We start from the raw sequence: 24,525 nt of genomic DNA on the forward strand, positions 1-24,525 counted from the left end.
GGTATGTCTCCCCGGTGGCGCTGCGCTTACCGGGGCTACGGATTCGCACCCGCCCTGCACGACCTGTAGCCCGGACAAGGTGCGCAGCACCGCCTCCGGGGAAACATCCGGCCCGACCGCCTGGTTCGTTAACATCAGCAATACCTATCACATTAATAGGTTATCCTGGAATTGTCCTTATTAATTATATGGATTATCTTCCCTGCGTGATGAATCAACGCATCATCTCTCCCAAGGGAGAAAAATAGAAAGCAACTCGCTTATTTCTCATCCTGTTAACTGGTTATAAAGTCAATGAAAAAACCGCTAATTGGGATTCTGGCTTTCGCTTATGGACTAAGCTTACCTCTGTTTGCTGCTGATACCGCCACATTAACGCTCTCCGGGCGGGTGGTTTCAGAAACCTGCAGTACCGATATCGTCAATAAACAACCTCAGCAGCGTTGCGGAAAGAATACCTATCTTATTGCTTCGCAAAATAGCATGACGAATGCTCGCGGCGTGATCACGCGGACGGTGAATTTACCGGATGATGCAAGTCGGAAAATAATTATTAGTAGTTACGATTAATATGATCTCTCTATTTCAGCGCCATTTTATTGTGCCTCGGTAAAATAATGGCGCTGCCTCTTCCTCCCGCAAAATAACGCACTTACGATTCAGAAAAAATATTTCCGTGACTGAATACTTCGCTCCCGGATGTATTGTGCCAAACAGTATGCTTCTTCCCTGTTTTTGTCTTAATGAGCTACATCATTAACACTTTGTTAACTTGATCTGGTTTATATGGCGGAAAATTTGTTATACAAAGAGGGATGATTGCCTGTATGGATGCTGCCCGAAATACCTTGCGAGACATATGCAGGTTATCGGCTGGCAATATGAGAATAGAAATGAAAATCCTGCTTAACTGGTCGCCACTGCGCCAGCTCTTCACTTACATTCAGGAGCGCTTTACCTTTCTGGTGCTGCTCTGCTGGCCAGCGATTATCTGGCTGTTCTGCCGGGTCGGCGTATGGCTTATGGATAACGTTTATGAACTGCTGGGGAAATCACCCGCCCAGTCCTTCACCGTTTATCTGCAGCCGTTTATGACCCCCGGCACGCTGCTGCGCATCTCCATCAGCTGGATTGTCTTATTGTTTATCCTGTTTAGTATGGCGATGGCCTTCACCTGGGGTTTACGTCGCTTTATGAACCGCCACAAATAAATCCCTGGGCCGCCGTAAGTCGACGGCCCTTCTTAAGCCCTTACGCCATCTCGCCAATAGTCTTACGAAAACGCAGCAACGCGATAGTAAAGAACACCCCGCCGATAGCCAGCAAGGTTAAGAACTGCGGCCAGACGATGGCAAAGCTGGCGCCACGGTACAGTATCGCCTGCGCCAGACTGACGAAGTGGGTGGTCGGCATGGTCAACATAATATCCTGTACCAGCTGCGGCATACTTTCCCGCGGCGTGGATCCGCCGGAAAGCATCTGTAGCGGCAGCAGCACCAGAATCATCAGCAGCCCCAGCTGCGGCATCGAGCGGGCGAGGGTGCCCATAAAAATGCCGATTGAGGTCGTGGCGAACAGGCTGAGCGCCACCCCCAGCATAAACAGTGGGATCGACCCCTCAATGGGCACCTGCAAAATCCCCTGCACCATCAGTATCAGCGACAACCCGGAGACCACCAGCACCACCAGGCCCATCGACCAGATCTTGGCCATCATGATTTCAAACGGCGTTACTGGCATCACCAACAAGTGCTCTATGGTGCCATGTTCCCGCTCGCGGATCAGCGCCGAACCGGTGAGGACGATCGCCAGCATGGTGATGTTATTGATGATCGCCATCACCGCGCCAAAGCGCTCCTGCTCAAGGTTAGGGTTAAAACGCATCCTTACCGCCAGCTCTACCGGCAGTACGCTGTTATCCCGATAGCGGGCGACAAAACTGTTGACTTCGCCACTGATAATATTCTGGATATAGCCGTTGCCGGTAAAGGCCTGGCTCATGCGCGTGGCGTCGACATTGACCTGGATTTCCGGCTGCCGACCGGCCAGCACATCGCGCTGGAAGTTAGGCGGGATGTTGATGGCGAAAGTGTAGCGCCCGGCATCCAGCCCGGCGTCCATCTCATCAGCGGTGATCAGCTCCGGCTCGAGAAACCAGGGACGGTAGAAAGCGTTAATAATGCGTGAAGAGAGCTGGGATTTATCCATATCAGCAACCGCGATCGGCGCCAGGTGCAGCGAACCAGGCATCACCGTGGCCGAGGAGTACACCGACACGGTAAAAGCAAACACGATCAGCGCCAGCATGGCTTTATCGCCGAGCAGGCTGCGCAGCTCTTTGACGCCAAGATTATAAATATTGCGTAATCCGCGCATCATCCCTCCTGTTTCTTCAGCAGCAGCACGCTCAGCCCGAGCACCAGCGGCACCGCAAGCAATAGCGGAATGAACGAGCCCCACAAATCGCTGAGATTCAGCGCCTTGGAGAAGGTGCCGCGAGCGATAGTCAGGAAGTGGCTGGTCGGATAAATTTGCCCGATCCAGCGCCCGGGCCCTTCCAGCGACGCCACCGGATCGATCATTCCGGAGAACTGGGTTGCCGGGATCAGCGTAATGATCGCGGTACCGAAGATGGCGGCGATTTGGCTCTTCATAAAGGTTGAGATCAGCAGCCCCAGACCGGTGGCGATGGTGACATACAGCAGCGCCGCCAGGGTCAGCGTCAGGAAGCTGCCCTTATGCGCGACGCCAAAGACAAAGACCGACAGCGCGCACAGCAGGAAGAAGTTAAACATCCCCAGTACGATGTAAGGCAACTGCTTGCCGAGCAGGAATTCGCTGCGGGTGGTTGGCGTCACGTACAAGTTGATAATCGATCCGAGCTCTTTCTCACGGACTACGCTCAGGGCGCTGAGCATCGCCGGGATCATCATCAACAGCAGCGGGATCACCGCCGGGACGATGGCCGGCAGGCTCTTCACGTCCGGATTATAGCGATAGCGGGTCTCGATGGAGATGAGCGAGGTATCGCGCTGTGGGCTGCTCTGGCGGCCGGCCATCTCCTGCAGCCAGGCGAGATGCATCGCCTGCACGTAACCGCGCACGGTTTCCGCGCGGTTGGGCATCGCGCCGTCCACCCAGACGCCGATTTGCACCGGTGTGCCGCGGGCGATATCGCGACCAAAGTTCGGCGGGATCTCTATTGCCACCGCCAGTTCGCCGTCACGCATCCGGCGGTCCAGTTCGTCATAGCTGTGCAGTGGCGCCTGCTCGATAAAGTAGCGTGAACCGGCTATGTTCTGCGACCAGCCCTGGCTGCTGAGGGTTTGGTCGCGGTCGAGGACGGCAAAGCGCAGATCCTCAACGTCCATGCTGATCCCATAACCCATGATAAACATCAGGATCACCGTCCCCAGCAGCGCCAGCGTCGATCGCACCGGATCGCGGCGCAGCTCCAGCGCCTCGCGGCGGCTGTAGCTAAACAGGCGGCGTAGACTGAAGGCCTGCCGTGGGGCCGTGTGTTCCGAATGCGATGTGACAGCAGACGTGGGTTCATCTGGTAGTGGAGAGGATGGTTGGGCCTCTTTAAGCCAGGCGATAAACGCCGCTTCGAGGCTGGCGGCTCCGCGCTGCTCGACCAGCGCCTGTGGCGTATCGCTGGCCAGCACCTTGCCGGCGTGCATGAGCGAGATGCGATCGCAGCGTTCCGCCTCATTCATAAAGTGGGTGGAGATGAAGATGGTGACCCGATCCTGTCGCGCGAGGTCAACCATTAGCTGCCAGAACATATCGCGCGCCACCGGGTCGACGCCGGAGGTCGGCTCATCGAGGATCAGCATCTCCGGGCGGTGGATGACCGCCACCGCTAACGACAGGCGCTGACGGATCCCCAGCGGCAGATCGGCGGGAAGCGCGTCTTCAACCTCGGTCAGCATAAAGCGCTCGCTCATCTCAGCGACCCGGTGGGCTATTTCGTCGTCCGGGATATGAAACAGGCGGGCGTGCAGCTCGAGGTTTTGCCGAACGCTCAGTTCGCTGTAAAGCGAGAAGGCCTGTGACATATAGCCCACCCGCTGTCGGGTGGCGATATTCTTCGGGTCGACCGGCTGGCCGAACAGCCAGGCTTCACCTTCGCTGGCGGGCAGCAGGCCGGTGAGCATCTTCATGGTGGTGGATTTGCCGCAGCCGTTAGATCCAAGGAAGCCAAAGATTTCGCCGCGGGCGATGCGAAAGTTAACGTGGTCGACGGCAACAAAGTTGCCGAAGCGCATGGTCAGGCCGCGTGCTTCGATGGCGATCTCTTCCTCGCGGCTGTCGCGCGGCGGGATAACTACCGTCTTATGCGCTTGACGTTGTGCTTCAGGTAGCAGGGCGATAAACGCCTGCTCCAGGGTCTGGCTGCCGGTCTGGGCTTTGAGCTCCGCGGCGCTGCCAGTCGCCAGCACCTCGCCGGCATTCATCGCCACCAGCCAGTCAAAGCGCTCGGCCTCTTCCATGTAGGCGGTAGCGACCAGCACGCTCATCTCCGGCTGGCGCTGGCGAATACTGTCGATAAGCTCCCAGAACTGCGCCCGGGAAAGCGGGTCGACGCCGGTGGTCGGTTCATCAAGGATCAGCAACTGCGGGTCGTGGATCAGCGCGCAGCACAGGCCGAGCTTTTGCTTCATCCCACCGGAGAGTTTACCGGCGGGGCGATCGCGAAACGGCGCCAGCCCGGTGCTCTGCAGCAGCTCGTTGATGCGCAGTTCGCGCTCGGCTTTATCGTGGCCGAACAGGCGGGCGAAGAAGTCGACGTTTTCATACACCGAGAGGGTGTGATAGAGGTTTTTCCCCAGTCCCTGTGGCATCCACGCGATTTTCGGGCACACGTCGCGGCGGTGATGCACATCACGCATATCGCCGCCAAGCACCATCACGTTACCCTGTTCAATGGCCCGCGCCCCGGCGATCAGCGAGAGCAGGCTCGATTTGCCGACGCCGTCCGGGCCAATCAGACCAACCATACGCCGTGCCGGGATCGCCAGGCTGATATCCCGCAGCGCGATGGTGGCGCCATACTGCTGGCCAACGTTTTCCAGCAGGGCGACGGGGGGCGAGGTATCCTGCGGCGTCAGTTTCATTGCGGCAACCTCACCGTTAGCGCCTCAGGCCAGGGTTGTTGTTTATCCACCCGCACGTAAGCCATGCCGGGCAGGCCGGTTTTGACATATTCCAGATGCTGCGCCAGCAGCTCCGGCGGGATGCGCGCTTTGACGCGGAACATCAGCTTAAGGCGCTCGTCGCTGGTTTCTACCGTTTTCGGCGTGAACTGGGCGACGCTGGCGACAAAGCTGATGTTGGCCGGGATCACCAGATCCGGCGCGGCATCAAGGATCAAGCGCGCTTCGCTGCCGAGCGCCAGCAGGCCAGCCTGTTCGGTTGGCAGAAAGAAGGTCATATAGACATCGGCGAGATCGACCATATTCAGCACCCGGCCACCGGCGGCCAGGACTTCGCCTGGCTCAGCGACGCGATACTGAATGCGGCCATCACGGGGTGCTTTCAGCTCGCTATCGTCAATATCGGCAAGGATCCGCCGTTCGGTCGCCTGGGCGGCTTCGACGCGGGTTTGCGCCTGAATAATGCTGGTGCGGGCAGCTTCGATGGCGGCGCGGGCGGCAGAGACCTGGGCTTTTGCCGATTCCAGCGCCGCGCGGGCGCTCTCTGCTGCCGCGCGGTCGTCATCCAGCTGCTGGGCGGAGACGGCGCCGCGCTGCGACAGGGCATTCGAGCGGACATGGCGTTTCGCCGAGGAATCCAGCTCCGCCTGGCGCTGCTTCACCACTGCTTCGCTGGCGCGCATTTCACTCTGCCGCTGATCGAGCAAGGCTCTGGCGGCGAGCACCGCGCTTTCCGCCTCCTTGATTTGTGCGGCGGCTTCAAGACGCTGCTCGTTTAGTACGCGGGTATCCATCCTCGCGAGGACTTCTCCCTGACGCACAAACTGGCCCTCTTTGACCAAAATCGTGTCGATACGCCCGGCGATTTTACTGGCAATATCGACTTCGGTGGCTTCGATTCGGCCGTTGCTACTGGCAAAACCGTCCGGGAGACCTGGCGGGCGCAGCAGCCACCATGCGGCGGCGGCGAGCACCACCAGTAAGCCGACAAGATACCCTGCCCAACGTTTCTTTATTTTGTCCATACGCGACTCGCTTGATTCCCTTTGCTGAGTGGTGCGCGTGTTTCCTCCGCCGAGCGGAGCGTCCTCCTTGCGAGGGACGAAAAGGTGGGGGTAAAGGCCGCTGACGCCGCGCTCTGCCGCGTCGATGCGCAGCCGATCGCTGTGCTACTTATGTGGTCATCATCAGCGATCCTGGCCTTAATGAAACACGCATAGTGAGAGCTACCGTCATCGCGATAGTAACATTCGTGGCGATGTTGTCCATACGAAGTGCATGGTCTTGTCGGTGCGTTAACAGAAATACCCACCGTCAGGATAAAACCGCGAAAACAGGGCGCCTGTTTTGTTATCTGGTTGCCCCCCGGTAACTACGATATGATTCCGCTCCTGGCATTGAGAAACATCCGACGAGTGCTTTAATTTCATGAATGAAGAAAGCCAAAAATATATCGCCGTGATTTTTAAGGAATGGCTACCGCTGTATGACAGCCTGACGCCGGACGTCCGTGCATTACTTAAAAAAATGGCCGATGAGCGATCGTCGATGTTAGCGACCCGCTTTTACGATTTTATTTTTCAGGATCCGGATATCGCCAGGCACCTCTCTTATGAGCTGGTTGAGGAACGTCTGAGCCGCTCTCTGGCGGGATGGGTACAGCAGATCCTGACCTGTGAAAAAGAGGATCTTCAGGCTCTTGCGGAGCGCCAGTATCAGATCGGCAGCATTCATTCGCGGATTGGCATCCCGGCAGAGGCGGTGCTGCGCGGCGCGCGGCAGATAAAATCCGGGCTGGTGGAGGCGATTCGTGACAGCCAGGTCGCGCGGGACACAGGGATAGCGGCTATCCATTACGCGATCATGGCGATGAATATGGCGGTGGAGATGATGTGTCACGCCTATACGCTGTCGCATTATCGGGCTACCAAAAATGAAGAAGCTTTTCGTCTGTACAGCCTGATGGATAACGTCCCGATGGAGTATGGCAAGCAGCAGGCATCGCTTTCGGGTTGGGAAAATAGTGCGATTTTTAATATCGTCAGTGAGAACAGGACGGACCTTAACGCAACGTTATTATCTGAATCCGAATTTGGTTTGTGGTTTCGCCATAAATGCGTTCGCTATTTTAACCACAATCCGCAGATGGGGGAGATTACTGAGTTGATCGGTCAGGTGGATGCGTTGATTACCGAATGGCGTACCGCGGAACAGGATGCTGGTTATAAAAATACTCAGAGCCTGCTGCAAAAGATCCATATCCATTGCCAGCACATCAGCAGCCAGCTGGGAGTGTTATTCAGTAGTCTGTCGCAGATGCAAAATGGCAAAGACGCACTGACCAACCTGCTTAACCGTCGCTATCTGCCGGTGGTGCTCAAGCATGAAGTCACCCTGGCGATTGAGTATGACCTGCCGCTGACGGTAGCGATTATCGATATTGATTTCTTTAAAGAGATCAATGACAAATGGGGCCATATGGTCGGCGACCGCGCCATTAAGCACGTAGCCGATCTGCTCAGCGATAATATTCGCTCCAGCGACTATCTCTTCCGCTACGGCGGCGAGGAGTTTCTGCTGGTGCTGGTGGAGACCCGTGCGGCAGAGGCTTCCCCTCTCCTTGAACGTCTGCGCAAAAAGATTGGCCAGCTGGCGTTTAACGTTGGCGGCGACACGCAGATCCCCATCACCGCCAGCATTGGCTTTGCCGCCCACACCGGTCACCCCGATTACAACCTGCTGCTGCGCGACGCCGATAACGCGCTGTATGCCGCCAAGCGCGAGGGGCGCAACTGCGTGAAGATGCACAAAGGCGGGGGATAAAACCGTAGCCCCGGTAAGCGTAGCGCGACCGGGGAAGGGCTCTGAAACTCAGAACAGCACCGGCAGCCCCAGCCCGCGCTTCACTTCATGCAGCGTCTGCTGCGTGAGCTGGTGGGCGCGTTCGCTGCCCTGGCGCAGCAGCTCAAGCAGCATCCCTTTATCCTGAATATAGGTAGCCCGGCGTTCGCGGATCGGCGCCAGTAGCGCCTGCAGGCAGGTTTCCAGTTCATTCTTACACTGGCGATCGCCCAGCCCGCCGCGCTGATAGTGGGCTTTCATCTCTGCCACCAGCGCCTTATCGCTATGGAAAGCGTCGAGATAGGTGAACACCACGTTGCCGTCGACATGTCCCGGATCGCTGACTCTCAGGTGCGTCGGGTCGGTATACATCGCGCTGACCGCGCGGTGGATCTCCTCTTCACTGGCCGATAACGTCAGCGTATTGCCCAGCGATTTCGACATTTTGGCATTACCGTCGACGCCCGGCAGGCGGCTCACTTCGCTGAGTAGCGCCTTGCAGTGGCGCAGCACCGGCTCGCCGGTGAGGCTATTCATCTTGTGGACGATCTCGTTGGTCTGCTCAATCATCGGTAGCTGATCGTCACCCACCGGCACCAGCTCGGCCTTGAAGGCGGTGATATCGGCCGCCTGGCTAATCGGATAGGCAAGAAAGCCCACTGGCAGCGAACGGGCGAATCCCTTTTGGGCAATCTCATTTTTGACCGTCGGATTACGTTCCACGCGGGCGACGGTGACGATATTCATATACAGCGCGCTGAGCTCCGCCAGCGCGGGAAGAGCGGACTGCAGGCAAATAGTGGTGAGCCTGGGGTCGATGCCGACGGCCAGATAATCGGCCATGACTTCGAGGATATGGTGGCTGATTTTTTGCGGGTTGCTGCCGTTATCGGTGAGCCCTTGCAGGTCGGCGATCAGGATAAACTGCTGGTGGTCGTGCTGCAGCGCGACGCGCTGGCGTAGCGAGCCGACGTAGTGGCCAAGGTGCAGCTGGCCGGTCGGGCGGTCGCCGGTGAGGATGGTTTGTGGATGGTTCATCAGGGACTCCTTATCAGACTGTTCAGCCGAAAGACGTCCTGAAAACACCAAAGCCGCCTTCCGGCGGCTTTGAAAATGGAAACGTGTATCGTGCCGCCTGTTATGCAGGCAGCCACCAACGACGGGGATAGGTAACGATAACGTTTCTGTTCATAGGGAGTATCCTGCCACGGAAGGGGCTGGAGGCGCAATCAAAAATCACATACTTTTCCTGATGTTATTTATGTGTTTGTTTTTCGGTAAATGACGAAGCGGGAAAAATATATTTTCTCTGCGACCCGATCATTATTCTGGAACAACAAACTATGTTGCATGTTTTTTGTGAAAAAGCTCACGTCACAGGATTATAGTATTATTATCCATATTTATAGCTGGATATTACCTGTCTGCTGTTACGGCTTGTGTTTATTCTCTTCTAAATTATTAACATTATTACAATTTATATCTCTTTTCCGCTTTGCGTCATACCCCTGTCTGACTACAACGTATTGAGGCTAATTATTATGCATAAACGTCTGGTCGTTAATATTTTTTCATCATTGCTGTTGGGGGCTGCGCTTATTTCCGCGCCGGTATATGCGGCGGAAAAAACCGTAGTCAATATTTCAAAAGTGGATGGCATGCCATGGTTTAACCGGATGGGTGAAGGGGTCGTCCAGGCCGGGAAAGAGTTTAACCTCAACGCCTCCCAGGTAGGGCCGTCCAGCACCGATGCGCCGCAGCAGGTGAAAATTATTGAGGACCTGATTGCACGTAAAGTGGATGCCATCACTATCGTGCCTAACGATGCCAACGTGCTGGAGCCGGTATTCAAAAAAGCCCGTGACGCCGGCATCGTCGTGCTGACCAACGAATCGCCCGGGCAGCCGAGCGCCAACTGGGATGTGGAGATCATCGATAACGAGAAGTTCGCCGCTGAATACGTGGAGCATATGGCCAAGCGGATGGGTGGCAAAGGCGGCTACGTTATCTATGTGGGTAGCCTTACGGTACCGCAGCACAACCTGTGGGCAGATCTGCTGGTGAAATACCAAAAAGAACATTACCCGGACATGCATGAAGTCACCCGCCGAATGCCGGTGGCGGAAAGTGTTGATGATTCCCGCCGTACCACGCTTGATCTAATGAAAACTTACCCGGATCTGAAAGCGGTGGTCTCTTTTGGTTCGAATGGCCCAATTGGCGCGGGGCGCGCGGTGAAAGAGAAGCGTGCGAAAAACAAAGTCGCGGTCTACGGGATGATGATCCCATCGCAGGCGGCTTCTCTTATTAAGAGCGGCGATATTACTGAAGGGATCACCTACGATCCGGCGACAGCCGGCTATGCCCTCGCGGCGGTCGCCAGCACCCTGCTGAACGGCAAAACCATTGAGCCGGGCTTCGAACTGAAAGAACTCGGTAAAGCGGATGTCGATAGCGACAAGCATATTATCCGCTTCCATAAAGTGCTGTTGGTGAATAAAGACAATATTGATTCGCTCTACTAATCCACCTTCCGGGGCGCCTGCCGCCCCGGCTTAACCAGCCAGGGGATGCTATGGAACCTTTCCTTTCCCTTCGTCACGTCAGCAAAACCTTCCACGCCAACCGCGCGCTCAATGATATCAGCCTCGACTTTATGCCCGGGGAAGTGCACTGCCTGGCCGGGCAGAACGGTTGCGGGAAGTCGACGTTGATCAAAATTATCTCTGGCGTCTATCGCCCGGATGAGGGCGCAGCGATGACGCTAGGCGGCAAGACGTGGCCCAAACTAACGCCAGCGGCCTCTGTCGCCCATGGGATCCAGGTGATTTATCAGGATCTGTCGCTGTTTCCCAATCTCAGCGTGTGGGAGAACATTGCCATTAACCACTATCATCGCGGCGTGCTGGTGAGGCGCAGCGAGCTGCGGCGCAGTGCGGAGCAGGCGATGCGCAGTATTAACGTCTCGCTGCCGCTGGATGCCGCTGTGGAGTCGCTCTCCATCGCCCGCTGTCAGCTGGTGGCTATCTGCCGCGCGCTGGCGCAGGATGCCCGGCTTATCATTATGGATGAACCCACGGCCTCATTGACCCATCAGGAAGTGGAAGGACTACTGCATGTGGTGCGCCAACTGCGTGAGAGGGGGATCTGCGTCGTCTTCGTTAGCCACCGTCTGGAAGAGGTCATGGCCGTATCGGACCGCATCAGCGTGCTGAAGGATGGCAATCTGGTTGGTACCTTGCCGGCGGCTGAGGTGACCACCCGACGGCTCGGTTTTCTGATGACGGGCCAGGAGTTTGACTATCAGGTGCGCGATCTGTGGCAGGGGAAGGGCAGCACGCCGGTGCTGGAGGTGCGCAATCTCTGTCGCAAAGGGGAATATCACAACGTCTCCCTGAAGGTCGAAGCCGGAGAAGTGGTGTCGATAGTCGGCCTGTTGGGCGCCGGGCGAACAGAGCTGTGCCTGAGCCTTTTTGGCATGACCCGCCCCGACAGCGGCGAGATCCTGATAAATGGCCAGCCGGTGCGGTTGCGCAGCAACCAGGATGCTATCCGCCACGGTATTGGCTATGTCTCTGAGGACCGTATGTCGCGCGGCCTGGTGATGAGCCAGTCGATTGAAAACAACATCATCAGCACGGTGTTTCATAAAGTGAAAGGCGCTTGTGGGCTATTGAGTGACAGTAAAGCTCAGCAACTGGTCGCAAGAATGGTCAACGCGTTGACCATCAAGGCGCCGGATACGCATCTGCCGGTGAATACCCTCTCCGGCGGCAATGCCCAGCGCGTCTCTATCGCCAAATGGCTGGCGATCTCGCCTAAGCTGCTGATCCTCGATAGCCCAACCGTGGGGGTGGATATCGCAAACAAAGCCGGGATCTATCATATCATCAGCGATTTGGCTGCCCATGGTATCGCTGTGCTGATGATTTGCGACGAGATCGAAGAGGCGTGGTACCAGAGTCATCGCATCCTGGTGATGAAGCAGGGCGAGCTAACCCATAACTTCCCGCCGGACAGCAGTACCCAGCAGCAGATAGCGGAGGTGGTCAATGGCTAATCTGTTGAAACAACATGAATTCTGGTTAGGTATGTTTATTATTGCGTTGTGCCTGCTGCTGGGCTGGCGCAGTGAGGAATTTTTCACTTTCGGCAATCTTTACGACCTCGCTAATAACTACGCGATGCTGACCATTCTCGCCTGTGGTCTGTTCGTGGTGCTGATCGCCGGCGGGATTGATATCTCCTTCCCGGCTATGACCATTATCGCCCAGTACGGCATGGTGGTGATGCTGCAAAAAGTAAGCGGCAACTTCGCGGTGGCTTTTGTGCTTGCCGGCGGCATCGGCGTGCTGCTGGGGCTGGTGAACGCGCTGTTGGTTAATCGTCTGCGGGTCCCCTCGATCATTATCACCATTTCTACGCTCAATATTTTCTACGGTTTGCTGCTGTGGTTAAGCAAAGGTGTCTGGCTCTACGACTTCCCCCCGTGGTTTGAAAAGGGGGTCATGCTGTTCAAATATACCGATGCCGATGGTTACGATTACGGCCTGGGGCTGCCGCTGCTGACGATGATCGCCGTGGTGCTGTTGACCGCGTTTATCATGAATTTCACCACCGTTGGCCGCAAGATCTATGCCATGGGGGGCAACCGGGAATCCGCCAGCCGCGTCGGCTTCAGCGTGCTCCGCCTGCAGCTGTTCGTTTATGGCTATATGGGGCTAATGTCGGGGGCCGCAGGTGTCGTGCAGGCGTGGACAGTGATGACCGTTGCGCCGGATTCACTGCTGGGCTATGAGCTGACGGTGCTGGCGGCGGTGGTGCTGGGCGGCACCAGCCTGATTGGCGGGCGCGGAACTCTCACCGGTACGCTGCTGGGGGTGATTTTACTGGCGGTGATGCAGAACGGCCTGAACCTGCTGGGGGTCTCCTCCTACTGGCAGACCCTGATCACCGGGGCGATCATCGTCGTCAGCATCAGCGTAACGGCATGGAGCCAGCATCAGAACCGGAGCTTGTTATGAAAAAATCGTGGCGCAACAACGTTGAGTTTTACCTGATCGGCCTGCTGCTGCTGACGGTTATCGCCTTTAGCATCGCCATGCCAAACATCTTCTGGTCTGTCAGCAATTTCCAGTCGATTGCCTCGCAAATGCCGGTGTTGGGGATCCTGGCGCTGGCGATGGCCATGACCATGCTTTGCGGCGGCATTAATCTGTCCATTATCGCGACGGCCAACGCCTGTTCGCTGGTGATGGCTTGGGTAGCGACGAGCTATCCGCCGGGTGGCGCCACCGCGCTGGCGACGCTGTTGGCCGGCGGAGGGGCGGCGATGATCATTGGTCTGTGCAACGGGATACTGATTGCCGGGATCCGCGTTTCGCCGATCCTGGCTACCCTTGGCATGATGACCCTGCTTAAGGGGATCAATATTCTGATCACCGGCGGCAGCGCTATCGCTAACTATCCGCAGTGGGTGCTGTGGCTGAATCACGCTCAGTGGTTCGGTATTCCGCTGCCAATGTGGCTTTTTGCGGTGGTGGCGTTTGGGCTGTGGGTGCTGCTGGAGAAAAGCCCGCTGGGTCGGGCGATCATGTTGATCGGATCCAACGAGCGGGCGACCCATTATTCCGGGATCAATACCCGACGGGTATTAATGTGGGTATATGTCATCTCGGCCCTGCTCTGCGCGGTGGCGGCGTTTCTGATGATGTCGAAGCTGAACTCAGCCAAAGCGTCTTATGGAGAATCGTATCTGCTGGTGTCGATCCTCGCGGCGGTGCTCGGCGGCGTGAATCCGGATGGCGGCAGCGGGCGCATCGTCGGGATGGTGCTCGCGCTGTTCCTGCTGCAGATCATTGAGAGTGGGTTCAATATCCTCGGGATCAGCCCCTATCTGACGATGGCGCTGTGGGGCGTATTGCTGCTGTGCTTTATCCAGGCGCGAGGCATGCTGGGACTGGAGAGAGCTGGGTAAATGACCCGTCCTCGGGGGGCGAAGACGGGGTAGTCAGTTATTCGCTACGCAGATGCACCGCCAGGCCGCTTTGCCCCGGCGCCAGCTCCGGGCGCAGCGTCAGCGACGGGATCAGATAATCGCCATGATTCTGCCGGCGGAATGGAATGGGCTCGGTTTGCCACAGCGTGTCCAGCCGCTCGGCCAGCGTGGCGCACTGGTCGGCGAATTGCCCGGCATCGGTTTTATCCGTGCGGTAGAACACCAGCGGCGGAAGCACCTCAAAGCCGGGATAGAACAGCATACCGTGCTGAATGGGGAACAGGATGTCGTCGATGGGGCCATTGATCCCGCGCGGTGAATAGTGTTCCGCCCAGCCGCCGGCGGTGACGATCAGCATCGCCCGCTTGCCGACGAAGGTGCCTTCCCCATAGCGATCGCCCCAGTGGCGGTCGCTGTGCTCGCCGACGCCATAGGCAAAGCCCCAGGCGTACACCCGGTCGATCCAGCCCTTCATGATGGCGGGCATTGAGAACCACCACAGCGGGAACTGGAAAATCACCGTATCGGCCCACAGCAGCTTTTCCTGCTCGGCTGCGATATCCGCACTTTGGGTGCCCTGGGCAAAGGCCTGTTTGGAATCGAGGGTCGGCCGCCAGAACTCGCCGACCGGCGGGGCGCCGCTGTCATCGGCGTCATACCCGGCCTTCCAGCGCATGGCGTAGAGATCGGAGACTTGCACTTCATGCCCGGCCTGCTGCAGATGGCGGACGGCAAAATTTTTCAGCGCGCCATTAAGCGAGCGCGGTTCCGGATGGGCGTAAATCAGCAGTACTTTCATAACATCACCTCTGGCGTATGGAGAGCTGCAGAGTAGGAAAGCTGACGCTATAGTAGAAATTAATTACTTAAATTCCAGGTATAGCTGTGATTAATTTACATCGTCTGGATCTTAATCTGCTGCGCACGCTTGATGTGCTGCTCAGTGAAAATAATGTCACCCGGGCGGCGCAGCGGCTGAATCTGTCGCAGCCCTCGGTGAGCATTCAGCTCGCCAGGCTGCGGGAGATTTTCGCCGACCCGCTGCTGATGCCGGGTCCGCGCGGCATGCAGCCCACCGCCCGCGCCGATGAACTTCGCCAGCCGCTGCGCGCAGCGCTAGCCGCACTGGAGCAGGCGGTGGCGCCGGTGGCGCCTTTTGATCCGGCGACGGCGGCGGAGACCTGGCGGGTGGCAGCGACGGACTATATGGCCTCGGCGATCCTCCTGCCGATGCTGGGCAGGCTACGGCTGGCCTCTCCCGGCAGTCGGCTGGCGGTGTTCGAGCTACAGCCGGCGCGGCTGGAGCAGCAGGCGGCCAGCGATACAGTAGATCTCTTCTTTCATACCCGCGAGGGCGCGCCGCCGGGGCTACATCAGCGCCTGCTGTTTCGCGAACGCTATGTGCTGGCAGGCCGGGCGGAGCATCCGGCGCTGCGGCCTGGGCTTAGCCTGGAAACGTTCTGTCAGCTGGAGCACGTGATCGTCTCCCCGGACGGGGGCGGCTTCAGCGCGGCGACCGATACCGCGCTGGCGAATCTTGGCCTGGCGCGGCGGGTTGTCCTTTCCGTGCCACATTTCCTGTTTATGCTGGAGACCCTGCGCAATAGCGATCTGGTGGCGGTCCTGCCGGAGCGGCTGGTGCGTGGGCAGAGCGGGCTGGAAGTCGTCGAGCCGCCACTGGCGGTCGCCGGCTTTGAGATGCTGATGCTGTGGCACGAGCGCTGGCACCGCGACCCGGCGCATCAATGGCTGCGTCAGTTCATTGTGAATTCACTGGAGGAACAGACATGCTGAGTGGACTGAATCATCTGACCCTGGCAGTCAGCCAACTGGCGCCGAGCGTGGCGTTTTATCAGCAACTGCTGGGCATGACGCTGCACGCCCGCTGGGACAGTGGCGCCTATCTCTCCTGCGGCGATCTGTGGCTGTGCCTGTCGCTGGATCCGCAGCGGCGCATCACCCCGCCGGAAGAGAGCGACTACACCCATTATGCGTTTAGCATTAGCGAGGCGGATTTCGCCAGCTTCGCCGCCCGCCTGGAGGTTGCCGGCGTGGCGGTCTGGAAGCTAAACCGCAGCGAAGGCGCCTCGCACTATTTCCTCGATCCCGATGGCCACAAGCTGGAGCTGCACGTCGGCAGTCTCGCCCAGCGGCTGGCCGCCTGCCGTGAGCAGCCGTATAAGGGAATGGTGTTTTTTGACCAGTGAAGCTGATTTGCGGACGCGGGGTAACCCGTAGCCCCGGTAAGCGCAGCGCCACCGGGGAGAACAGATTAAACTTCACTCCATCGCCACCTTCACCGCTTCTCCCAGCTTCACCATCACTGCTTTATGTTTCTCGGTCGGCGGCAGGGCGCAGTTGATCCTGACGCAGTTGCGATACTTGCCCGCTGCCGAAAACAGCGAGCCCGGCGCGACCTGGATCTTCAGCCGGCACAGCTGTTTGGCGACGCAGACCATATCCACCTGCTCCGGGAGCTCCACCCACAGCATAAAACCACCTTTTGGCCGGGTGACGCAGATCCCGCAGGGGAAAAATTCCCGCAGCCAGCAGGTGTAGATCTCCATATTACGCTGATAGATCTGCCGCATCCGCCGCACGTGACGGTGGTAGTGGCCTTCGCGAATAAAATTGCAAGCCGCCAGTTGGGTTGAAGGGACGTTAGTGCCGCTGGCGGCGTACTTCATCTGTAGCAGCTTGTCGTAGTAGCGCCCGGGCGCTATCCAACCGATGCGCAGGCCGGGGGCGATGGTTTTGGTAAAGGAGCTGCAGAGCATCACCCGGCCGTCGATATCCCAGGAGTGAATGGTGCGCGGGCGCGGGTACTCGGTGGCCAGCTCGCCGTAAATATCATCCTCGAAAATCACGATATCGTGGCGCTGGGCCAGGTTCAGCACCGCGCGCTTGCGAGCGTCCGGCATGATAAAGCCCAGCGGGTTATTGCAGTTTGGCACGAGGATCACCCCTTTGATCGGCCACTGATCCAGCGCCAGCTCCAGAGCCTCAATGCTGATCCCGGTTTCCGGATCGGTAGGGATCTCAATGGTCTTTAATCCCAGTCCGCGCAGCATCTGCATCGTGCCGTAGTAGCAGGGAGATTCCACCGCCACGATATCGCCAGGCTGGCATACCGACAGCAAGGCCAGAGACAGCGCGCTATGGCAGCCGCTGGTGAGCACCAGATCGTCAGCCGTCACTACCGAGCCGCCGTCAAGCATCAGACGGGCGATCTGCTCCCTCAGCTCGCGGCGCCCGGCCAGCTCGTCATAGTTCAGCACTTCGCTGAGGTTATGCTGGATCGCCCGGCTCAGTTCGCGCCAGATAGGCTTCAGGCTTGGCTGTGTGACATCCGGCGAGCCGCCGCCGAAGGGGATAATCGATTTATCGTAGCGGGCGTCGAGCATGGTCAGCACCTGATCCCACTGGGTGATCTCCACCGGGCGCTGTACCGGACGCGACATCGGCGGCACCGGCGGCTGGGCCTTGCGCGGGGCAACGAAATAGCCCGATCGCGGCTGCGGCACAATCATCTGCTGCTGCTCAAGCAACTGATAGGCCTGCTGGACGGTGCTGATGCTGACGCCGTGCTCCTGGCTCAGGCTGCGCACCGACGGCAGTTTTTCGCCGTGGCGATACAGGCCCTGTTCGATGCGTTCGGCCAGCAGCGTAGCGAGATGTTGGTAGCGGGTCATGCTGTATCCTTAATTGCAGCCATACAGATGGAATAACCAGTACAGATTGGCGTAAAAATTGGGCTCTGGTGTACGTTTTAGCTAATCTGTATGTTAAAGAAAAGCATTTTGTGAATCTGTATTCCTTGGCCCCAAATCCGTGAAGATAAAGCCTCTGGCAAGGTGAGGAGGTAGAGGATGGAATTTCACGAGAACAGGGCAAGACAGCCATTTATCGGTTTCGTACTGCTGGTGCGGTTTATCAAAAAATGGTGGCTTCAGGAGCAAACGCGCAGAGCTTTGCAGCGAATGAGCGACGAACAGCTGAAAGACATCGGCCTGCGTCGGGATCAGATCAATTAAAAAGTGCGGTTTTTTTCAGGCATCATTCCTTCTTTGCCCCGGTAAGCGCTAGCGACGCCGGGGAATACATTCACGAAATTTATCAATTGATGCGGCGCGATCGTCCGTTTCTTGATACTTACCCTGATAAGTATTATTTTCTTCTCAACGATGAGAGGAAAACCTGTGACCGAAGACGACCTGTTTGCCCGCCGCCCGTTGGGGATGAGAATGGCCATGGTGGTGCGCCAGTGGCGCGCCATTATTGACTCCGCTATCACCGATACCGGACTCACCCAGTCCAGCTGGACGGTGTTGATGCAACTGCATCAGCTGGGAGACAACGTCTCGGTCAGCGAACTGGCGGAGGTGCAGGGAATTGAACTGCCGCCGCTGATGCGCACCCTCTCGTTACTGGAAAAGCAGGGCTATCTGGTGCGTTCTACATCGCCATATGACAAACGCATTCGCCTGCTGACGCTGACCGCCGAGGGGCGGGCGATTCTGGAAAAACTGAGCTGCGTGATCGAGACCTATCAGGAACGCGTGACTCAGACCATCCCGGAGGCCGACCTCGCCACCTTCAGCGCCACATTAAATCAAATCGCCTGCCGTTTGCGGAATATCCGCGAAGAAGATAACAAGATCTAACGCACTATGATGACGCCTGAACAAAAATTTGCCCGCTGGGTACGGGTGAGTATTGCCGCTTTTCTGGGAATATTCGCCTGGTTTATCGTTGCCGATATCTGGATCCCGCTGACGCCGGACTCCACCGTCATGCGCGTGGTGACCCCGGTTTCGTCGCGGGTCTCCGGCTATGTCTCGCACGTTTACGTGCACAACAACAGCCAGGTGAAAAAGGGCGACCTGCTGTATGAGCTCGACCCAACGCCATTCATTAATAAAGTTGAAGCGGCGCAGATCGCCCTCGAGCAGGCGAAACTGAGCAACCAGCAACTGGATGCACAAATCGCCGCCGCCCGCGCCAACCTGCGCACCGCACAGTACACCGCCCGTAACGATAAGGTCACGCTCGATCGCTACCAGCGCCTGAGTACGATGCAGAACGTCTCGCAGTCCGACCTCGATAAGGTGCGGACCACCTGGCAGACCAGCGAGCAGTCGGTCTCGGCGCTGAACGCGCAGATCCAGAACCTGCTGATCCAGCGCGGCGAGCGCGACGATAAGCGCAACGTCACTCTGCAGAAATACCGTAATGCGCTGGAGGAGGCGCAGCTGAACCTGGCCTGGACCCAGGTGCGTGCCGAAACTGATGGTATGGTCAGCAACCTGCAGCTTAACCCGGGGATCTACGCCACCGCGGCGACGGCTGTGCTGGCGCTGGTCAACAACAACACTGACATCGTCGCCGACTTCCGTGAAAAGAGCCTGCGCCACACGGCGGTGAATACCGATGCAGCGGTGGTCTTTGATGCCCTGCCGGGGCAAGTCTTCCCGGCGCACGTCACCAGCAGCGATGCCGGGATTCTGGCGGGGCAGGAGGCGGTGAACGGCCAGCTGTCGCAGCCGGAGCAGTCCACCCGCTGGGTGCGCGACGCACAGCGCATGCGCATTCACGTCGCGCTGGATCAGCCGCTGGCGAAACCGCTGCCGACCGGCGCCCGCGCCACGGTGCAGCTGTACAATAGCGAGGGACCTTTCGCCCGCACCTTCGCCGGCCTGCAGATCCACCTGGTGAGCTGGTTGCACTATGTCTATTAATACCCTGGCGCACGTCTTTACGCCGCACGGCAATATCGTCTACACGGCGAATGATTTTCGCCAGACGGTGCGTATCGCCGTGGCCGGGACGATTGCGCTCAGTATCTCCACCTTCTACGACGTGCAGTACGGTGTGTTTTTCGTGGTTTATCCGCTGATGCTGATGTCGCTGGTGCCGGTGTTCAACCGCCATGTCGCCCGCCAGTTTGTGTTCAGCGCGGCGGTGAACTGCGTCGAAATGGTATTGATTGTCGGCTATCTGTCACAGTGGCCGGTGATCATGACCTTGGTAGTGTTTGCCCTGTACGTGATGCGTTTCCGCTTTATGAGCCAGGGGCCGCTGTTTCTGCTGGGGTCGATGGGGGTGGTGTGTCAGAGCACGATGCTCAACTTTATGAGCTATCCCACCAGCAACTGGCACACCCTGATGTTCTCCAATATGGAAGCCTGCGTGCTGGCGGTGGCGCTGAGCGCGCTGCTGCATTACCTGATCCCGGACGTCGAACCGCGCAAGCCGCCGCCGCGCATTGAAAAAGACGCCGCCCGCATTCGCCACGAGTCGCTGCTCTCCGGTACGGTCGCGACGATCATCTTTGTGGTGTTCCAGATCTGCGATCTCAGTGACTCGCTGTCGGCGCTGATGGCCGGGATCCTGATCCTGTTTCCGATGCACTATCGCGGGGCGGTGATCAGCTCGATCTGGCGCGTCGTCGGGGTGGTGCTGGCCTGTCTCTATATTCTGGTGGTGCAACTGATCATCTATGATTTCAGCAACCACATGATCCTGATGATGCCGCTGATTGGTCTCGGGCTGGCCTTCAGCGCCCGCCTGCACGTGATGGAGAAAGTGGGCGCCGGGGTGGGCTTCGCCAGCATCACCACCATCGGCATTATGTTCGGCCAGAATCTGCATCCCTATCAGGATCTGGTATTCAGCGACCTGTACCGCATCACCTCGGTGACGGTCTCGCTGGTGGTGACGCTGACTCTGGTCTTTCTCATGCACCGTCTTCTGAACTGCTTTGCGGCGACGCGCTTTGTGGTGAGCGAATAGGGTCACACCGTCATCGCCCGCTGCGCATCGCGAAAGGCGTTATGGAGTAAGCGCCACATATGGTGCGCGGCGGGGGGAAAGCGGCGGTTCGAGTTGCGTAATAAGTGGCATTGGGCGCTGCTGGCGATCGGATGGTCGATGGGGACCGCCTTTAGTATGCCGTGAGCGATTGCTTCCCGGGCGGCGAATTCGGTCATGAAAGAGATCCCCAGACCGGCCTGGCTCAGGCTCATGGCGGTGGAAAAGAGGTTGCAGCGATAGGCCGGATGAAACTGCCGCCCGGCGGTTTTAAACATGGCGTTCATATGGCGCTGTAGGCCAAAGCTTTCTGTCAGGGCGATCAGGCGATATTGCGTTAGCTCATCGATGGTCACCATTGACTGTCGCGCGATGGGATGCTGCGGAGAGACCACCGCGCAGATGGGCCCCCACTGGAAGCTGTGGCGTTTAAGCTCCGGATTGCCGATGGGGCCGAAGGCGACCGCCATATCCGCTTCACCGCTGGCGATATCGTTGAGCATCTCCTGCATATTGCCGACGCTAATATCAACGAATACGTTCGGCCACGACTGCGAAAACGTGCTCATCACCGACTCGATAAAGGTCGTCACCAACCCCCCGCCAATTCTCACAGAGATGGTGCCGCCACGCATATGGCGTAAATCCTTTAGATGACTCTCCAGCTTTTCCCGCCGCTGGCGGCTTTCGTGGTAATCCTCGGCCAGCAAACGTCCGGCTTCAGTGAGCGCCACATTGCGCCCCTGTCGCTCCAGCAGAGGGAGTTCCAGCGTTCGCTCCAGCTGCGCTATCTGGCGACTGATAACCGACGGATTAATCCCCAGAATATCAGCGGCCCGCCGAATGCCCCCCTGGATCCCCACTTCGTACAGATAGCTCATGGGACGTTCGTGTAACATCCTGTCTCCCTCCTTTGTTGACTTCAGGTCAACAATAACATCCTTTACCAGACATTTATCATCCCGGCTAGTTATAGATAATCGTGATTCAGGTACATAACAGACAAGGGGAGTCACGGAACGGATTAACTGCCATGGCAATAAACCAGTACCACCGGTGGTTGCCAATAATAAGATATCGATATGCCAGTAAAAAGATAAATAAGTGAGGTATATGCCTGTTGCCGGCTTTTCGGGAAAAGAGAGGCACCTTATTTATTGATGGGTGTTTTACGTCAAAATAATCAATGCCAAAACCAATACATTGAAAAGCGTCCAAATGGCAAAAGACCAATAAGATATTTCATAATGTGAGGACAGGGTATGAGTGAAAATAAAACGTTGGAACGTTCCTCCGACGACGCGACAAATGAGTGGCGGGTAGGACCTGGGGCATGGATCTCGCTGGTGGTGGTGTTATTAGTCTTCTCCGGGCTGCTGTTTAAAGTGGAAGGGATGGCCTGGCTGGGGGCTTTCGACTTTACCACCCTCGGCGGCGCATTTGGTACGATGAAGACCCCGGAAACTAACACTTTTATCGGCAGCGGCGGCATCAGCGCCAAGGCCGGTTTCTTGTTTGCGCTGTCGCTGGTCCCTACGGTGATGCTGGCGCTGGGGTTGCTGGAAATCTTTACCCATTATGGCGCGATACGTGCAGCGCATAAGCTGCTGACGCCGTTGTTACGCCCGTTACTGGGGATCCCGGGTTATACCGGTCTGGCGTTAATTACCGACCTCCAAAGCACCGATGCCGGGGCCGCGTTGACCAAAGAGCTGTATGACAGCAAAAAAATTAGTCGGAAAGATGTGGTGATTATGGGGGCATGGCAATATTCCGGCGCCGGTCTGATCAATAACTATTTCTCCATTGGCTCAGCGCTTTTCGCGTCGTTAACCATCCCTATTATTATTCCGCTGCTGTTAATGTTTGTGCTGAAATTCGTTGGCGCGGCAATCACCCGTCTGGTTTTGAATACGGCCTATAAAGGGGATTTTGATAATGAGTAATTCGGCAAAAGTGGCCAGTAATCCGTTTGATATTTTTGTTATCGGTGCACGTAAAGGATTTAATATCGCCATCAACAATCTGATGCCGAATGTATTAATGGCATATGTGATCGCCGAAATGCTTAATTTGCTCGGGGTGATGCAGTTGATAGGCCAGGTCTGCGCGCCGCTGATGGGCCTGTTTGGCTTACCGGGCGAAGCGATTACCGTGCTGCTCACCTCCTGGCTTTCCGCCTCGGCGGGGACGGGAGTGGCGGTGAGCCTGTTGAGTAAAGGCACCCTCAACGTGGCGGACGTCACCATCCTGATCCCGGCCATCTTCCTGATGGGTTCGCAACTACAGTATATGGGGCGGCTGCTTGGGGTGGCGGATGTACCGAAAAAATACTGGCCGCTGCTGATGGCGGTGAGCATTATCAACGCCGTCATCGCCATGCTGGTCATGCGCGTGATGGCATAATGAAAGGCAAGGAGTCAGTTGTGTCGCGAACGTTAGAGCATTTCAATTATCTGCACCAAATACCTGAGCTGGGCTTTGAGGAGTACAAAACCTCGGCTTACATCGGCGACGCCCTGGCGGCGGCAGGGTTCCGGGTTCACCGCAACGTTGGCGGGACTACCGGGATTGTCGCCGAAATCGATAGCGGGGAACCGGGGCCAGTGGTGGCGCTCCGGGCAGATATGGATGCGCTGGGCCATATTATCGATGGCCGCTTAGAGGCCCGTCATACCTGCGGTCATGATGGCCACTCTTCGGTGGTATTAACCGCCGCCGAAGAGATCCTCGCCGAGGGGCTGGTAAAGCGTGGGAAGTTAAAAGTGCTTTTTCAGCCTGCTGAAGAGCTGGGGACGGGCGCGATCGCTTTAACGGAGGCCGGGGTACTGGATGACGTAGAGATGCTGTTCGGCTTCCATCTCCGGCCGCTGGAAGAGTGTCCGATGGGCCAGGCGGTACCGGCAATGTACTATTCCGCTTCGGCGACGGTGATGGTGGATTTTCACGGCAAAGCCGCTCACGCCGCTCGTCCGCATCTGGGCATTAACGCGCTGGATGCCGCCTCGCATGCAGTACAGGCGGTGAACGGTATCCATCTGGCGCCGTCGCTCACCTGGAGCGCGAAAGCGACGCGCTTTCTTTGCGATGCGGGCGTCACCAATTCGGTGCCGGCGAAAGCGCACGTCTGTTGGGATCTGCGCTGCGAGGAAAATGACGGCATGGCGACACTAAAAGAACGCGTGGTCAGGGCTATCGAGAGTAGCTCAGCAGCATATGGCGCCAGCGTCGACATCCGGGTAGTCAAAGAGATGCCGGCGGCGATTATCGACGCAGAAGCCACGGCTATCATAAGCCAGGCAATATGCGAAACCTTTGGCGAGGCGGGCTTAACGGCCGCGAAGAGTACGCCGGGCAGCGAAGATTTTTTCCACTATTTGCGTCTGCGCCCGGCGGTGAAAGGTGGCTTCTGGGGACTGGGCTGCAACCTGCTGCCGGGCCTGCATCATCCGGAAATGCATTTCGATCGCACCGCGCTGGCGGATGGCGTGCGGGTATTCAAATCCTGCGTTCGCCAGCTGTTGGGCTGAGGCTAAGCTGCCAGCCCCCGGGTAGCGGCTTACGCCTTACCCGGGCTACGGTTGGGCATTTTGTCGGTAGCCCCGGTAAGCGTAAGCGCTACCGGGGAAGCGTCCCGGATGTCGGCTAACGCCTCATCCGGGCTACCGCGGTGCGCATAGGCAGCCGGGGAATAACGGCAAGATCGCATCGGATGGT

At 57.6% G+C, this 24,525-nt stretch carries 23 protein-coding genes; 16 read left to right on the forward strand and 7 right to left on the reverse strand.

What is annotated here, in order from left to right; translation table 11 throughout:
- Positions 1-294 precede the first annotated feature (294 nt).
- Positions 295-570, forward strand: a complete 276-nt coding sequence (locus N438_RS15925; protein ID WP_052145553.1) for a DUF2574 family protein — start codon at positions 295-297, stop codon at positions 568-570.
- Positions 571-893: 323 nt separating this feature from the next.
- Positions 894-1,211 (forward strand): hypothetical protein, encoded by a 318-nt coding sequence (locus N438_RS15930; RefSeq protein WP_012969041.1) that lies wholly within the window; start codon positions 894-896, stop codon positions 1,209-1,211.
- A gap of 40 nt (positions 1,212-1,251) precedes the next feature.
- Here the strand turns inward: N438_RS15930 and N438_RS15935 are convergent, their stop codons facing one another.
- Genes N438_RS15935 through N438_RS15945 form a run of 3 tightly spaced genes read right to left on the reverse strand, consistent with a single transcriptional unit; the run spans position 1,252 to position 6,184 of the window.
- Positions 1,252-2,376, reverse strand: coding sequence for an ABC transporter permease (locus N438_RS15935; protein WP_012542996.1), 1,125 nt, complete (start codon positions 2,374-2,376; stop codon positions 1,252-1,254).
- On the reverse strand, positions 2,376-5,120 hold the full coding sequence (gene rbbA, locus N438_RS15940; RefSeq protein ID WP_116696371.1) for a ribosome-associated ATPase/putative transporter RbbA: 2,745 nt from the start codon (positions 5,118-5,120) through the stop codon (positions 2,376-2,378). Before rbbA ends, N438_RS15935 begins: the two co-directional genes overlap by 1 nt.
- Positions 5,117-6,184: an HlyD family efflux transporter periplasmic adaptor subunit gene (locus tag N438_RS15945; protein WP_008807610.1), complete on the reverse strand. Its 1,068-nt coding sequence runs from the start codon at positions 6,182-6,184 to the stop codon at positions 5,117-5,119. The genes rbbA and N438_RS15945 overlap by 4 nt, the downstream gene beginning before the upstream one ends.
- 403 nt (positions 6,185-6,587) lie before the next feature.
- Here N438_RS15945 and N438_RS15950 point away from each other — a divergent pair, with 403 nt between their 5' ends.
- Entirely contained in the window at positions 6,588-7,982 is a 1,395-nt protein-coding gene (locus N438_RS15950; protein ID WP_040972698.1) for a diguanylate cyclase, read from the forward strand.
- 48 nt (positions 7,983-8,030) lie between these two features.
- On the opposite strand, the gene trpS is transcribed toward N438_RS15950, so the two are convergent.
- The gene (trpS, locus tag N438_RS15955) at positions 8,031-9,038 is read right to left on the reverse strand and encodes a tryptophan--tRNA ligase (RefSeq protein ID WP_016160216.1); all 1,008 of its coding nucleotides are present in this window, start codon (positions 9,036-9,038) and stop codon (positions 8,031-8,033) included.
- Between the two features lie 503 nt (positions 9,039-9,541).
- Between trpS and N438_RS15960 the strand changes: the two genes are divergently transcribed.
- Genes N438_RS15960 through N438_RS15975 form a run of 4 tightly spaced genes read left to right on the forward strand, consistent with a single transcriptional unit; the run spans position 9,542 to position 13,977 of the window.
- Positions 9,542-10,525 (forward strand): autoinducer 2 ABC transporter substrate-binding protein, encoded by a 984-nt coding sequence (locus N438_RS15960; protein WP_008807607.1) that lies wholly within the window; start codon positions 9,542-9,544, stop codon positions 10,523-10,525.
- A gap of 50 nt (positions 10,526-10,575) precedes the next feature.
- Positions 10,576-12,060, forward strand: coding sequence for a sugar ABC transporter ATP-binding protein (locus N438_RS15965; protein ID WP_008807606.1), 1,485 nt, complete (start codon positions 10,576-10,578; stop codon positions 12,058-12,060).
- Positions 12,053-13,024: an ABC transporter permease gene (locus N438_RS15970; protein WP_008807605.1), complete on the forward strand. Its 972-nt coding sequence runs from the start codon at positions 12,053-12,055 to the stop codon at positions 13,022-13,024. The genes N438_RS15965 and N438_RS15970 overlap by 8 nt, the downstream gene beginning before the upstream one ends.
- Positions 13,021-13,977, forward strand: a complete 957-nt coding sequence (locus N438_RS15975; protein WP_016160217.1) for an ABC transporter permease — start codon at positions 13,021-13,023, stop codon at positions 13,975-13,977. The genes N438_RS15970 and N438_RS15975 overlap by 4 nt, the downstream gene beginning before the upstream one ends.
- 37 nt (positions 13,978-14,014) lie before the next feature.
- Here the strand turns inward: N438_RS15975 and N438_RS15980 are convergent, their stop codons facing one another.
- A complete protein-coding gene (locus N438_RS15980; protein WP_016160218.1) occupies positions 14,015-14,797 on the reverse strand; it encodes an NAD(P)H-dependent oxidoreductase in 783 nt (260 codons plus the stop codon).
- A gap of 86 nt (positions 14,798-14,883) precedes the next feature.
- Between N438_RS15980 and N438_RS15985 the strand changes: the two genes are divergently transcribed.
- Together N438_RS15985 and fosA are read left to right on the forward strand one after the other, a co-directional pair.
- Positions 14,884-15,792 (forward strand): LysR family transcriptional regulator, encoded by a 909-nt coding sequence (locus N438_RS15985; RefSeq protein WP_012542980.1) that lies wholly within the window; start codon positions 14,884-14,886, stop codon positions 15,790-15,792.
- Positions 15,786-16,205, forward strand: a complete 420-nt coding sequence (gene fosA, locus N438_RS15990) for a FosA5 family fosfomycin resistance glutathione transferase (protein WP_008807601.1) — start codon at positions 15,786-15,788, stop codon at positions 16,203-16,205. The genes N438_RS15985 and fosA overlap by 7 nt, the downstream gene beginning before the upstream one ends.
- A 72-nt stretch (positions 16,206-16,277) precedes the next feature.
- On the opposite strand, the gene N438_RS15995 is transcribed toward fosA, so the two are convergent.
- Positions 16,278-17,690 carry a PLP-dependent aminotransferase family protein gene (locus N438_RS15995; protein WP_008807600.1) on the reverse strand — a complete coding sequence of 471 codons (1,413 nt, stop codon included), beginning with the start codon at positions 17,688-17,690 and terminating at the stop codon, positions 16,278-16,280.
- A gap of 177 nt (positions 17,691-17,867) precedes the next feature.
- On the opposite strand from N438_RS15995, the gene N438_RS16000 reads away from it, so the two are divergent.
- The 4 genes from N438_RS16000 to N438_RS16015 all read left to right on the forward strand — a co-directional run bounded on the left by N438_RS16000 (position 17,868) and on the right by N438_RS16015 (position 20,790).
- Complete coding sequence (locus tag N438_RS16000) at positions 17,868-18,032, forward strand: DUF1127 domain-containing protein (protein WP_008807599.1); 165 nt, start codon at positions 17,868-17,870, stop codon at positions 18,030-18,032.
- A gap of 165 nt (positions 18,033-18,197) precedes the next feature.
- On the forward strand, positions 18,198-18,662 hold the full coding sequence (locus N438_RS16005; protein WP_008807598.1) for a MarR family transcriptional regulator: 465 nt from the start codon (positions 18,198-18,200) through the stop codon (positions 18,660-18,662).
- Positions 18,663-18,668: 6 nt separating this feature from the next.
- Positions 18,669-19,736: an HlyD family secretion protein gene (locus N438_RS16010; protein ID WP_008807597.1), complete on the forward strand. Its 1,068-nt coding sequence runs from the start codon at positions 18,669-18,671 to the stop codon at positions 19,734-19,736.
- Entirely contained in the window at positions 19,726-20,790 is a 1,065-nt protein-coding gene (locus tag N438_RS16015) for a DUF2955 domain-containing protein (protein WP_008807596.1), read from the forward strand. The genes N438_RS16010 and N438_RS16015 overlap by 11 nt, the downstream gene beginning before the upstream one ends.
- 2 nt (positions 20,791-20,792) lie before the next feature.
- Here the strand turns inward: N438_RS16015 and N438_RS16020 are convergent, their stop codons facing one another.
- Positions 20,793-21,707, reverse strand: a complete 915-nt coding sequence (locus N438_RS16020; RefSeq protein ID WP_008807595.1) for a LysR substrate-binding domain-containing protein — start codon at positions 21,705-21,707, stop codon at positions 20,793-20,795.
- A gap of 363 nt (positions 21,708-22,070) precedes the next feature.
- Here N438_RS16020 and N438_RS16025 point away from each other — a divergent pair, with 363 nt between their 5' ends.
- From N438_RS16025 to N438_RS16035, 3 genes are read left to right on the forward strand one after another with little or no spacing between them, the layout of a single operon-like run.
- A complete protein-coding gene (locus N438_RS16025; protein WP_008807594.1) occupies positions 22,071-22,754 on the forward strand; it encodes a nucleoside recognition domain-containing protein in 684 nt (227 codons plus the stop codon).
- Positions 22,747-23,214, forward strand: a complete 468-nt coding sequence (locus N438_RS16030) for a YjiG family protein (protein WP_008807593.1) — start codon at positions 22,747-22,749, stop codon at positions 23,212-23,214. The genes N438_RS16025 and N438_RS16030 overlap by 8 nt, the downstream gene beginning before the upstream one ends.
- A 20-nt stretch (positions 23,215-23,234) precedes the next feature.
- Positions 23,235-24,338, forward strand: a complete 1,104-nt coding sequence (locus tag N438_RS16035; RefSeq protein WP_039102798.1) for a M20 peptidase aminoacylase family protein — start codon at positions 23,235-23,237, stop codon at positions 24,336-24,338.
- Positions 24,339-24,525: the final 187 nt, after the last annotated feature.

It is taken from the genome of Klebsiella sp. GL120222-02, from assembly GCF_003097195.1.
Lineage (GTDB): Bacteria > Pseudomonadota > Gammaproteobacteria > Enterobacterales > Enterobacteriaceae > Klebsiella > Klebsiella variicola.

Bases quoted from the DNA above. Each gene is read 5' to 3' on its own strand.
- N438_RS15925 (WP_052145553.1), top strand. From the start codon at position 295: ATGAAAAAACCGCTAATTGGGATTCTGGCTTTCGCTTATGGACTAAGC.
- N438_RS15930 (WP_012969041.1), top strand. From the start codon at position 894: ATGAAAATCCTGCTTAACTGGTCGCCACTGCGCCAGCTCTTCACTTAC.
- N438_RS15935 (WP_012542996.1), bottom strand. From the start codon at position 2,376: ATGCGCGGATTACGCAATATTTATAATCTTGGCGTCAAAGAGCTGCGC.
- rbbA (WP_116696371.1), bottom strand. From the start codon at position 5,120: ATGAAACTGACGCCGCAGGATACCTCGCCCCCCGTCGCCCTGCTGGAA.
- N438_RS15945 (WP_008807610.1), bottom strand. From the start codon at position 6,184: ATGGACAAAATAAAGAAACGTTGGGCAGGGTATCTTGTCGGCTTACTG.
- N438_RS15950 (WP_040972698.1), top strand. From the start codon at position 6,588: ATGAATGAAGAAAGCCAAAAATATATCGCCGTGATTTTTAAGGAATGG.
- trpS (WP_016160216.1), bottom strand. From the start codon at position 9,038: ATGAACCATCCACAAACCATCCTCACCGGCGACCGCCCGACCGGCCAG.
- N438_RS15960 (WP_008807607.1), top strand. From the start codon at position 9,542: ATGCATAAACGTCTGGTCGTTAATATTTTTTCATCATTGCTGTTGGGG.
- N438_RS15965 (WP_008807606.1), top strand. From the start codon at position 10,576: ATGGAACCTTTCCTTTCCCTTCGTCACGTCAGCAAAACCTTCCACGCC.
- N438_RS15970 (WP_008807605.1), top strand. From the start codon at position 12,053: ATGGCTAATCTGTTGAAACAACATGAATTCTGGTTAGGTATGTTTATT.
- N438_RS15975 (WP_016160217.1), top strand. From the start codon at position 13,021: ATGAAAAAATCGTGGCGCAACAACGTTGAGTTTTACCTGATCGGCCTG.
- N438_RS15980 (WP_016160218.1), bottom strand. From the start codon at position 14,797: ATGAAAGTACTGCTGATTTACGCCCATCCGGAACCGCGCTCGCTTAAT.
- fosA (WP_008807601.1), top strand. From the start codon at position 15,786: ATGCTGAGTGGACTGAATCATCTGACCCTGGCAGTCAGCCAACTGGCG.
- N438_RS15995 (WP_008807600.1), bottom strand. From the start codon at position 17,690: ATGACCCGCTACCAACATCTCGCTACGCTGCTGGCCGAACGCATCGAA.
- N438_RS16000 (WP_008807599.1), top strand. From the start codon at position 17,868: ATGGAATTTCACGAGAACAGGGCAAGACAGCCATTTATCGGTTTCGTA.
- N438_RS16010 (WP_008807597.1), top strand. From the start codon at position 18,669: ATGATGACGCCTGAACAAAAATTTGCCCGCTGGGTACGGGTGAGTATT.
- N438_RS16015 (WP_008807596.1), top strand. From the start codon at position 19,726: ATGTCTATTAATACCCTGGCGCACGTCTTTACGCCGCACGGCAATATC.
- N438_RS16020 (WP_008807595.1), bottom strand. From the start codon at position 21,707: ATGTTACACGAACGTCCCATGAGCTATCTGTACGAAGTGGGGATCCAG.
- N438_RS16025 (WP_008807594.1), top strand. From the start codon at position 22,071: ATGAGTGAAAATAAAACGTTGGAACGTTCCTCCGACGACGCGACAAAT.
- N438_RS16030 (WP_008807593.1), top strand. From the start codon at position 22,747: ATGAGTAATTCGGCAAAAGTGGCCAGTAATCCGTTTGATATTTTTGTT.